Source organism: Virgibacillus sp. DJP39 (genome assembly GCF_049310925.1).
Taxonomy (GTDB): Bacteria; Bacillota; Bacilli; order Bacillales; family Amphibacillaceae; genus Virgibacillus_F.
In genome coordinates this window covers 1-11,524 of the sequence record NZ_JBMERP010000096.1, presented here as the reverse complement: position 1 = coordinate 11,524, position 11,524 = coordinate 1, and the positions used below count along the sequence as shown (strand labels likewise).

12 protein-coding genes are annotated in these 11,524 nt (G+C 37.3%); 9 read left to right on the top strand and 3 right to left on the bottom strand.

What is annotated here, in order from left to right:
• Positions 1–850: Fic family protein (locus ACOI1D_RS19230; protein ID WP_422503547.1), on the top strand; the 850-nt coding region annotated here is incomplete at its 5' end.
• A 124-nt stretch (positions 851–974) separates the two neighbouring features.
• Here the strand turns inward: ACOI1D_RS19230 and ACOI1D_RS19225 are convergent.
• Entirely contained in the window at positions 975–2,144 is a 1,170-nt protein-coding gene (locus tag ACOI1D_RS19225) for an MFS transporter (protein ID WP_422503546.1), read from the bottom strand.
• 208 nt (positions 2,145–2,352) lie between these two features.
• Between ACOI1D_RS19225 and ACOI1D_RS19220 the strand changes: the two genes are divergently transcribed.
• Complete coding sequence (locus tag ACOI1D_RS19220) at positions 2,353–3,249, top strand: DUF1002 domain-containing protein (protein ID WP_422503544.1); 897 nt, start codon at positions 2,353–2,355, stop codon at positions 3,247–3,249.
• 55 nt (positions 3,250–3,304) lie between these two features.
• Here the strand turns inward: ACOI1D_RS19220 and ACOI1D_RS19215 are convergent, their stop codons facing one another.
• A complete protein-coding gene (locus ACOI1D_RS19215; protein WP_422503543.1) occupies positions 3,305–3,520 on the bottom strand; it encodes a hypothetical protein in 216 nt (71 codons plus the stop codon).
• 274 nt (positions 3,521–3,794) lie between these two features.
• Here ACOI1D_RS19215 and ACOI1D_RS19210 point away from each other — a divergent pair, with 274 nt between their 5' ends.
• Together ACOI1D_RS19210 and ACOI1D_RS19205 are read left to right on the top strand one after the other, a co-directional pair.
• Positions 3,795–4,013 (top strand): MFS transporter, encoded by a 219-nt coding sequence (locus ACOI1D_RS19210; protein WP_422503542.1) that lies wholly within the window; start codon positions 3,795–3,797, stop codon positions 4,011–4,013.
• Positions 4,014–4,252: 239 nt separating this feature from the next.
• On the top strand, positions 4,253–4,672 hold the full coding sequence (locus tag ACOI1D_RS19205) for a hypothetical protein (RefSeq protein ID WP_422503540.1): 420 nt from the start codon (positions 4,253–4,255) through the stop codon (positions 4,670–4,672).
• Between the two features lie 127 nt (positions 4,673–4,799).
• On the opposite strand, the gene ACOI1D_RS19200 is transcribed toward ACOI1D_RS19205, so the two are convergent.
• Positions 4,800–5,165 (bottom strand): DUF3899 domain-containing protein, encoded by a 366-nt coding sequence (locus tag ACOI1D_RS19200; protein ID WP_422503539.1) that lies wholly within the window; start codon positions 5,163–5,165, stop codon positions 4,800–4,802.
• A 296-nt stretch (positions 5,166–5,461) separates the two neighbouring features.
• Between ACOI1D_RS19200 and ACOI1D_RS19195 the strand changes: the two genes are divergently transcribed.
• The 5 genes from ACOI1D_RS19195 to ACOI1D_RS19175 all read left to right on the top strand — a co-directional run bounded on the left by ACOI1D_RS19195 (position 5,462) and on the right by ACOI1D_RS19175 (position 11,424).
• The gene (locus ACOI1D_RS19195; RefSeq protein WP_422503537.1) at positions 5,462–7,159 is read left to right on the top strand and encodes a peptide ABC transporter substrate-binding protein; all 1,698 of its coding nucleotides are present in this window, start codon (positions 5,462–5,464) and stop codon (positions 7,157–7,159) included.
• A gap of 170 nt (positions 7,160–7,329) precedes the next feature.
• Positions 7,330–8,259, top strand: coding sequence for an oligopeptide ABC transporter permease (gene opp3b, locus ACOI1D_RS19190; protein WP_422503536.1), 930 nt, complete (start codon positions 7,330–7,332; stop codon positions 8,257–8,259).
• Between the two features lie 2 nt (positions 8,260–8,261).
• Entirely contained in the window at positions 8,262–9,407 is a 1,146-nt protein-coding gene (gene opp3C, locus ACOI1D_RS19185) for an oligopeptide ABC transporter permease (protein WP_422503535.1), read from the top strand.
• 18 nt (positions 9,408–9,425) lie between these two features.
• On the top strand, positions 9,426–10,487 hold the full coding sequence (locus ACOI1D_RS19180; RefSeq protein ID WP_422503533.1) for an ABC transporter ATP-binding protein: 1,062 nt from the start codon (positions 9,426–9,428) through the stop codon (positions 10,485–10,487).
• A 1-nt stretch (position 10,488) separates the two neighbouring features.
• Positions 10,489–11,424, top strand: coding sequence for an ABC transporter ATP-binding protein (locus ACOI1D_RS19175; protein ID WP_422503532.1), 936 nt, complete (start codon positions 10,489–10,491; stop codon positions 11,422–11,424).
• Positions 11,425–11,524 lie beyond the last annotated feature (100 nt).

Below are 11,524 nucleotides of genomic sequence, written 5' to 3'. Positions count from 1 at the left end.
GTCTCAAAAGTTTAAGGTAGAAGTAAGAAATGTTTTTGAGGCCTACGAATATTTGTTTAAACTAAATCCACTGCAGAATTTTTCTGATATGAATGAACAAGTACTAAAAAATACCCATGAACTTCTAATGAAGGATTTGACTGGGCATCCTGATGGTTATCGTTTAATTCCTGTTTCGTTAGAGGACGGAAATGGACAAACGAGTTATATTCCACCAGCTTATATTGAAGTTCCAAATTTGATGGAGGCATTTTTTAATTGGTTATATACTAGTGTAACAGGTCATGACAATCAGTATGATCAACAAGTGAATTATCAATATAAAATTCATCCATTATTAATATCGGCAATTTCCCACCATGTAATAGGTTATGTTCATCCATTCCCTGATGGGAACGGGAGAACAGCACGTGCCTTTTCAACACTCGTTGCGCTTATCCATCCAGATTTAAGTACAATAAAGGATGCGTTTAGCGTTGAGGAGTTTTTTGATAAAAGAATCGAAGAATATTATGATACGCTTATGCTAGCCACAAAAGGGGATTTAAAGCCATTTTTGATGTTCTATTTAGAATGCATTAATGAATCCCTTATGAAGGTATTAAATGAACTTCAGCGTTATGACAGAATAAAACATGTCAAAGAATTATTAGGTAAAGGGCATTCCCGGACAATGTTTGAAATTATAGCCCGCATGGAAGACGGAGAACACTTTCACCGCCAATTATTTGATGATATGTTAAATGCATCGGGTTCTAGTATTGCCAAAAACTTATCTAAACTTAAAGAACTTAATATCATTAAAACTGGAGAATCTAGAGGGGAATATATAGTTTCTATTTTAGATTAAATTTTCAAAACTTTTTTTGAACTTTAAACTTTTACTTTGTACTTCTAAGCTAAACAAATAAAGTAAAAACCTCTTCTGATAGTAGAAGAGGTTTTTTAGGTTAGAAACAGATGATGAAGACCTACTAACTTCGATGAGATGAAAAAGCATGCTGATATTTTCCTTCATATTCATGCCTAAACCAAGTGACCACCATAATAACCCCGCTCACCACAAGCAATGCACTTGTCACAAAGAATACAGCCGAGAACCCGTAGAATCCAGCTAACATCCCACCAAGAGCTGGGCCTATCACATTACCCAAGAAGCGTAAACTTGTATTATAGCCGAGTACCTCGCCCTGCATAGAGAGTGGCGCAGCTTGCCTGATGTAAGCTATACGTACTGGAATGATTCCGCCAATTGATATTCCCAGTAAAAAGCGGAGTACGATTAACTGCCAAATGTTTGTAACAAACGCACCAGGGAAATAAACTATACCAGCCATAAATAATAAAACGATCATTATTTTCACATAACCAACCCGGTCACCAATTTTCCCCCACTGTTTTGCCATGAGCAGATTACCGAGTCCAGCAGCGGAAAAAGCCATACCTGAAAACAGGGCGATACTTGCTGGACCATGTATATCAGCGACATATAAAGATAATATTGGTTGTATACTAAAATGAGCGATTTGAACAAGCATGGAAATTAACATAACGATCAGTAATACTGGTTGACGAACAATATGCATCAAAACTTGTTTACTTGAGTAATTGGTATGTTCTTCATCGTCTTCAAACCTGACCAGTATTTCTTTTATACCAAACACAACAATAAGTGCAGAAAGGAACAAGGTGATTGATGTCCATTTAAATGTCGTTGCATAGCCAAATATGTCAGCTAGGGCCCCACCCAGCAATGGTCCAGCGAGTGCGCCTGTTATACTTCCAGTCTGTAATGTACCTAGAACCTTTCCAGCGATACTTTTTGGTGTTTGTGTCGCTATAAAGGCTTGAGAGGTTGGGATAAATCCAGTGAAAACACCCATAATTAACCGCAAAATAAAGAGATCCATGACGGATGTTGCGAACCCCATCATTAAAACAGATAAACCCAGTCCTGAAGCAGAAATAATTAGAATCTTTTTTCTACCATATTTGTCACCGATCCTGCCCCATATTGGGGAGAAAATAAAAGCCGTTACAAAGGTAATACCAAAAATCCAACCAGACCAGCTTTGGACATAAGAATCGGAAAAATTACCAAAAGTTTCTATATATAAAGAAATAAATGGAAGAATCATTGTCATACTTCCGGCAATAAAAAAGTTTGCGAACCACATGATAATTAAATTTTTTTTAATAGTAGGATCTTGATCTATAATGTTAAAGCCCTTCCTTCATTATTACTTCGGTACCCTAAATATATAGAAATACGAAGTAAATATAAAGCTATTTGCTCAATTTACTACTTGGATCTTTATGGTAAAATATAGAACAAAGGGAGTGACGTTTCTAATGAAGAAGTCTATTAAAATTATAATGATGCTGTTATTAACTTTCAGCTTTGTAATCGGTGTATCATTACCAGCAGCTGCATCAACAACTATTAATGAGAAACTGGGAGTGCCAATTCTGGTGCTAGGTGCTAATTTATCTGATGCGCAAAAAGAGGAAGCCCGTAAGTTATTAAATGTAAAAAAAGACGAGACAGTGGAAGAATTTGAAATCACTGGGGAGGATGCGGCAAAATACATTAACGGAAACCCAGATGCCCGCATGTTCTCATCAGCCAAAATTGTGCGACAAGAAGAGGGCACGGGGCTGGTAATCAACATAGTAACCCCAGAAAAAATCACTCAGGTTTCTAGTGAAATGTATGCGAATGCACTATTAACTGCAGGTGTGGAGAATGCAACTGTAGATGTCGCATCACCAGTTAAGGTTACAGGTCATTCAGCTCTTACTGGAATATACAAAGCATATGATGTACAAGGTGTTGAATTAGATAAAGACCGGATGGAACTTGCAAATGAAGAACTTGGAGTTGCAACTAACCTCGCTGAAAAAGAAGGTCTTAGCCAGGAAAAAGTTAGTGAGCTGTTGACTGAAATTAAAAAAGCAATTGCTGAACAAAACCCAGCAACAGAAGAAGAAGTGCAAAAAATCGTAGAAGATCAGTTAAGCAAACTAAACATTTCATTGAGTGAAGCAGATCGCCAAATGCTTATAGATCTTTTTAATAAAATGCGTGATTTAAATATTGATTTCGGGAAAGTGAAAAATCAGCTTGAAGATCTAACAGGAACAATAAAAGATAAAGCGGATGAGTTAGGGTTGGATGCAGGATTCTGGGAGAAGGTAGCAAATTTCTTTAGTGAGTTGTTCGAATCAATCAGTAACTTATTTAAGTAATTAACCACAGGTAGAGCTTTATCTTTATAGCTCTATCTTCTTTTTTTTGGTTCTTTCATAAGTTTTGTTGCTTTTTAATCTTCGAAGTTGATGTGAAATGCGGCGTAGTGAAAACTTTCTCGACGCCGTTCCGGCAGAACACTTCGCTTTCCACGGCCTCAGCCTCAGCCTCCTCAGAAGCAAAGAACACTTCTTCCGGGGTCTTCGGACGCGTGCTGTTCCCGCAGGAGTCTACGTATTCTGCCTCCACTCCAATCAATATAGTATTCATGGTGGTCGTTTGTTTAGTTCTATGCCAGCGTAGTGTATTTCCGTAGCGGTAAGTTACGTCGCAGTTTATAGATTTAATGTATAAACAACAATCCTCTAGAAAGTAGCTTTTTTAAGAGGGGAGGGACAAGTAGTGGATATCAACAAAAGCAATCGCAAAAGTGGGCTATTACACTGTTTACTATTGGTGTGTTTATGGCCGGCCTCGACAATGGAATCATTAGTACTGCGCTAACCACCATTAATGAATGATTTGATGTATCACCGTCATGGCCTTGGACGGTTTATTTATAATAGAAGTAGCGCTATTTGCAATAGGTTCATTATTGGTTGCCTTTAGTCCGTCTTTTACCTTTTTACTAATCGCTCGCTTAATACAGGCTTTTGGTGGTGGAGGAATATTTATTATAGGAAGTTCGCATATTTTGTCAACTTCACCAAATGATAAGCAAGGGCGTGCCCTCGGGCTTATTATTGGTGGGATCGTAAATTGATGAATCAATCCAGAATAACGCTAAGTCTATTGACATACTGGGAAGCTTTATTTTAGCAGGTTCCATTCTCTCGCTCATGTGAGGAATAACCAGGCTGAACAGCCAATCATTCTTTGAAAGTTTACTGCAATTTGATGTTTTGGTATTTGTAATCCTTGTATTTTATGTTGTTTATCATGTTACTTCTTCATGAACAAAGGCTTGAGAAACAGGATTGAGATCCAATTATTACAATCTCCTTGTTAAAAAAGAAAAAGTTTCAGCTGACATTATTACTTGGGTTATTGTCAGGAGGGTTTCTAGCGGGAATCATTTTCATCCCTGCCTACGTCGAACAGGTATTACAGGTTCCAGTTGAAAATGCTGGCTATTGGTTGGCGCCACTTGCACTTGCTTCAGGAATAGGGGCTGGATTTGGATTAGCTCCACTAAATGTGCTGGTTGGAGAAAGTGCAAAAAGCGGAGAACAAGGGTCTGCTCTAGGTACTTTATCGTTAATTAGACAAATTGGCTTAACCTTGTTTCCTACCATTTATGCGGGTTATATAACCGGAAGTCTTACAAAGATAACTTCAAATATAGATAGCCCCTCTATAAAGTTTGATCAACAAGAGAATATAAATTACGGTGAGATACAATCTAAGATTGGGGGTAACTAACAGATAGCACCACACAGGTAAAACTAAAAGCAACTGTCCGTACATTTATGGAAGCAGGATTTAACTACCTATTTATAACAGAAGGCGTTTTGTCTTATATTGGTGATGCTAACTGGTGTATATGTTGCTAGATATAATAAACAATAAGAAGTAATACAAGGGACAGCAATAAAGCAGCTGTTTGAAAAGCTATAAACCGATAAAAAGGGATACTAATACGATCTGAAGGCATTGTTACATCACCGATTTCCGTTAAATAATCTCGTTCTTTTGACATAACCGAGCGGAACTTTCGGAAACTCCATGAGATTCCATCAAAGAAACGTCCTTTAATAATGAACAGGAATAACATTAAGATAAAGTATGCTAGCGTTACATAAAATATAGAGTTAATAAAATGTTTCAGATCATGTGATTCAGAAAAGATGAATATAAGTACACTTACAAAAAGATTAACAAGAAAAAAAATCCATTTATTTTTTTTGAGTTCCATGTTTTACACCCTTCGAAAATAGAATATCTTTAATTATAGCAAAATAGATAGGTTAATCCTATATTAAATATAAAGGAAAGATATTAAATAAATGAATGGAATAGCAGGTGATAAAGCGTTTTCATCTAGGTAATAAGTCCTATCTTTTTTTGCTGGATAGTTATTTTAATAAGACTTTGTAAAAAAAGTTTAAAAAAAGTAATGCAAAATAGTTTGAAAAATTGTATAATGCTTATTGTAGATATTTTTTCTACACAAGCTTTCAGGAATACAAAAAAAGGGGAGGTCAACATACCATGAAATTTTCAAAAATTGCATTACTCTTAGCATTAGGTCTTTTGCTAAGTATATTCATGGTTGCATGCTCTGATAAAGAAGAGGGCGGCACAGATACAGGCGACACAGGAGAAGAACCAGCAGAGGAGCCTGCAGAGGAACCAGCTGAAGAAGTAGAACAAGTACTTAATTTCTTGAACGGAGACACAATCCCGTCAATGGATGCTTCACTTGCTACTGACGAATATGCTTTCCAATTCTTAGGAACAACAGCGGAAGGTTTATATCGTTTAGGTGAAGATACAAAATTAATGCCAGGTATTGCTACTGATCATAAAGTAAGTGAAGATGCACTAACTTGGACATTCGACTTACGTGAAGACGCAGTTTGGTCAAATGGTGACCCAGTAACTGCTCACGATTTCGTATACGCATGGCAGCGTGCAGTAGATCCTGATGTAGGTTCTGAGTACGGTCCATACATGATGGGTGGCGTAATTAAAAACGCTACTGCTGTAAATACTGGAGATGCTAAACCAGAAGAATTAGGTGTTAAGGCTGATGGCGACTATAAACTAGTTGTTACGCTTGAAAAACCAACACCATATTTTGAATCATTAACTGCTTTTGGTACATTCTTACCACTTAACAAAAAGTTCGTTGAAGCACAAGGCGACAAATATGCAACAAGCTCTGAAACATTATTAGCAAACGGTCCTTTCATTATAAAAGACTGGAAGAGCACGTCAACTTCTTGGAACCTTGTTAAGAACCCAGATTACTGGGATGCTGACACAGTTCAATTAGAGAAAATGACTTATGATGTAGTAAAAGACCCACAAGTTGGGGTAGATTTATATGAAAAAGGCAAGGCAGACCGTGCAGGTATCTCATCTGACCTTGTTGATAAATACTCATCACATGATGACTTTATCATTACACCAGAAACTACATTGTTCTATTTGAAATTTAACCAAACTAAATCAGATGCTCTAGCTAACGTTAATATTCGTAAAGCACTAAGCAAATCAATTAACAAGCAAGCTCTAGTTGATGAAGTTATTAATAACGGATCAATCGTATCTAATGGTTATGTACCACAAAAATTCGTATCTCACCCTGAAACTGGGGAAGACTTCCGTGATATTAATGGAGATCTAGTTACTTTTGATGTTGAAGAAGCTAAAAAGCTTTGGAAAAAAGGATTAGAAGAAATTGGTAAAGAAGAAGTTAGCCTTGAATTCCTTGGTGGAGACGGCGAAACTACTAAAATCATGAACGAATACCTTGCTAACCAAATGCAAACTAATCTTGATGGATTAAAAATTACATTGAAGCAAGTACCATTCGAACAACGTCTTGAATTAGATACAAACATGAACTATGACATTCAATTTGCTGGATGGGGTCCTGACTATATTGACCCGAATACTTGGTTAAACCTTTGGGTAACTGATGGTGGAAACAACCACATGGGCTTCTCAAATGCTAAGTATGATGAATTAATTGCAAAAGCAGGTAACGAACTAGCTCTTGATCCAGTTAAACGCTTTGAAGCTTTCTTAGAAGCTGAAAAGATTTTGGCTGAAGAAGCAGCAGTTGCACCATTGTATCAAGCTGCTCGCGCACAATTAATCTCACCTAAAATTGAAGGTGTAATCAACAACCCAATGGGTGCTACTTATGAGTATAAGTGGGCAAGTGTTAAATCTAAATAAGCAAAAATATTTATGAAAATAAGTAGAATATGCTAGGTAAGAATTGGTAAAAGGGAGTATATTCCAAAAGTGGCGTATACTCTCTTTTCCAATGTTTAAAAAGAGTCATATAATTATAAACAGTCGAATTTTTACAACATGAATGAACAAAATTATTGGGAGGTGCAAGTATGACACGATATATACTGAAACGTATTGCGTATATGGCCGTTACATTATTTTTAATTGCTACAATATCGTTCTTCCTTATGAAACTATTACCAGGAAGTCCGCTTAATGTTGAAAACAAACTTTCAGAAGAGCAAGCTGAAATTGTATTAGAAAAGTATGGACTTAATGATCCCGTTCCAATTCAATACTTGAATTATTTGGGTGGACTTGTACAAGGAGATTTAGGTATATCCTTTGCGTTCTCAAACACACCAGTAACAGATATAATCATGGATAGGATTGGTCCGTCTATACAGATAGGTTTCCAGGCTATGCTAGTTGGTACACTATTAGGGATCCTTCTTGGTTTAATAGCCTCAGTTTTCCATAATGGTTTTCTTGACCATGGCTCCACAATATTAGCTGTACTTGGTACATCTATCCCTTCCTTTGTATTTGCAGGTCTCTTGCAGTGGGGACTAGCTGTAAAATTAGGGTGGTTTCCTGTCGCATTATGGGAAGGATTTGAGTATTCAGTACTCCCTACCATAGCATTATTGATTTTTCCAATGGCAGTATCAGCACGATTCACACGAACAGAAATGCTTGAGGTTCTGGGTTCAGACTTTATCCTCACAGCACGAGCAAAAGGTGTTTCTGAAACTGGAATTGTGTTTAAACATGGACTTCGTAATGCGTTAATTCCACTCGTAACAGTAATTGGACCAATGTCAGTTGGACTAATGACAGGTACGCTTGTTATCGAACAGATATTTGCTATACCCGGATTAGGAGACCAATTCGTTTCTTCCGTTATGGTTAATGATTATCCAACTATTATGGGTACAACATTGTTGTTTGCATTTTTGTTTGTTGTAATTATTTTAGTAGTCGATCTTTTATATGGTGTGATTGACCCTAGAATTAGAGTTGCAGGAGGGGAGAGTTAAAAATGGATCAAAATAAAATACCAAAAGAACTTTTACAACCCCTCAAACGAGAAGAAGATACAAGTGAAAAAATTGCAAAACCAAGTAGAACTTTTCTACAGGATGCTTCAAGAACATTTTTGAAAAATAAACTAGCAATTCTTTCTCTGATCGTACTGTTTATTATTATAGTTCTGAGTATATTTGGCCCAAGCATGAATAAATATGGATATAATGACCAGGACGTTACTAGGGGAACAATGCCACCACGTGTAGCAGCGCTAGAAAATATCGACTGGTTAGGTTTTGATGGAACACATGAAGGAGAGTTTTCAGACGATACCGTTGAAAAGGCTACAACAGATGCCTATATGCGTTACGACAATAGAAAAGAGTTTATTGATATTGAAGTAATAGATAAAGGTAATGGTACAGAAGACTCGGCAACTGTTGCAGCAACATACCATATATATGAAGCAAAAGAGCTGAATGACAGTTATTTCTGGTTAGGAACTGATAATTTAGGTCGAGATCAGTGGACCCGTCTATGGAGAGGTACTCGTGTATCGTTATACATTGCCTTTTTAGCGGCAGCTATTGACCTTGTAATTGGTGTAGCCTATGGAGGAATTTCAGGTTATTATGGTGGACGAGTAGATAACACAATGCAGCGTATTATAGAAGTTCTTGTTGGTATCCCGAACCTAGTTGTAATATTGCTGATGATTATTATTCTCCAGCCAGGTATATTGTCGATAACGATAGCCCTGACGATAACAGGTTGGATCGGCATGGCCAGGATAGTCCGTGGAGAAGTACTGAAAATTAAAAACATGGAATTTGTATTAGCATCGAGAACGCTGGGCTCACCGACACGTAAAATAATTACAAGTCATTTATTGCCCAATATCAGTGGTGTTATTATCATTAATACAATGTTTACAATTCCGGGTGCTATATTTTTCGAGGCATTCCTTAGCTTTATCGGTCTTGGATTAGTACCTCCAGAAGCATCACTTGGTACATTAATTGATACAGGATTCTCTTATATTAGAATTTATCCTTTCATGCTATTATATCCAGCAATTGTAATTTCTGTAATAATGATTGCATTTAATATTGTAGCGGATGGACTGCGAGATGCTTTTGATCCTAAAATGCACAAATAAAAAGGCAGGTGTTTATAAATGAGTAAATTACTAGAAGTTAATGATCTTAACGTATCATTTAACACCTATGGTGGAGAGGTACAAGCGGTGCGCGGTGTAACTTTTGATGTGAATAAAGGAGAAACCTTAGCAATTGTTGGTGAATCAGGATCAGGAAAATCTGTAACAACAAAAGCTATTATGCGCCTTCTTCCTAAACCACAGGGTGTAATAAAAGAAGGATCCATTATGTTTGAAGGTGAAGACCTAGTTAAAAAATCCGAAAAAGAAATGCAAAAGATTCGAGGGAAAGATATTTCTATGATCTTCCAGGATCCAATGTCATCACTAAATCCAACGATGAAAATTGGTAATCAAATTATGGAAGGCTTAATGAAGCATCAGAAAATGAATCGCAAGCATGCAACAGAACGCGCGGTAGAACTATTGAAACTTGTAGGAATACCACAAGCCGAAAAGCGCTTGCATCAGTATCCACACCAATTTTCTGGTGGTATGCGTCAACGTGTTGTTGTTGCAATTGCACTAGCGTGTAACCCTAAGCTATTAATTGCGGATGAGCCAACTACTGCACTTGATGTAACAATCCAGGCGCAAATTCTAGAGTTAATGAAAGATATACAAAAAGAAACGGACAGCGCTATCGTGTTCATCACCCATGACCTGGGTGTAGTTGCAAACGTTGCTGACCGTGTCGCAGTTATGTATGCAGGAAGAATAGTTGAAATTGGTACAACGGAAGAGGTTTTTTATAATCCAAAACATCCATATACATGGGGACTTTTAGGTTCAATGCCTACCTTGGATGATAACGATGAAGACTTAATTACCATTCCGGGAAGTCCGCCGGATATGACTTCTCCACCAAAAGGTGATGCATTTGCACCACGAAATGCATATGCATTAAAAATTGATGAGGAAATGCAGCCTCCAATGTTTAAAGTATCTGATACACATTATGCTGCAACATGGTTATTGCATGAAGACGCTCCTAAAGTTGAACCACCTGCTTCTGTGCAGAAAAGAATGGATGGCTTTGCATCATCTGGGGTAACTCCTGGCGTTAAGGAAGGTGAATAACATGACAGCTGAGAAACTTTTAGAAGTTAGTAATTTAAAGCGTCATTTTAAAATTGGAAGAAAAGGTATCGTTAAAGCAGTTGACGGACTTAACTTTGATATATATAAAGGTGAAACGTTCGGATTGGTTGGAGAGTCAGGCTGTGGTAAATCTACAACCGGCAGAACAATTATTCGATTATATGAAGCAACAGATGGCAGTGTCAAATTTAAAGGTGAAGATGTTCATGGTAAAAAGTCTACTGCTGATATGAAAAAATTCAACCGTAAAATGCAGATGATTTTCCAGGATCCATCATCTTCGTTGAACCCGAGAATGACTGTTATGGATATCATAGCTGAGGGTATCGATGTTCATAACCTTGCAAAAGATGCAAAAGAACGTAAGGAACGCGTTGAGGAACTACTTGTAACAGTAGGTCTAAACAAAGAACATGCCACACGTTTTCCGCATGAATTTAGTGGTGGACAAAGACAACGTATTGGTATTGCACGTGCACTTGCAGTTAAACCAGAGTTTATTATTGCGGATGAGCCTATCTCAGCGCTTGATGTGTCAATTCAAGCGCAGGTAGTAAACTTGTTGAAGAAGTTACAACGTGAATACGGATTAACGTACTTGTTTATTGCCCATGATTTATCAATGGTTAAATATTTAAGTGATCGTATTGGGGTTATGTATTATGGAAATATGGTAGAACTGGCTGACAGTAATGAGTTGTATAAAAACCCTATACACCCTTACACAAAGTCACTACTTTCTGCTATCCCATTACCTGACCCTGAGTATGAGCGTAATCGTAGACGTACAGAGTATGACCCGACAGTTCATAACGTTGATGAGGAATCTGAATTTAGAGAAGTTGCACCACGTCACTGGGTGCGTTGTACGCCGACTGAGTTCGAGCAGTACCAAAAAGAACTTCAAGCAAAATAAAATAGAATACTTGGCTAATGGTGAAAGCCTAATTTTGCAGAAAGTAAGTTTTTATACTTTCTTTACTGCGAGAAAACTTGCTGTCTTTTAAAGACAGCAA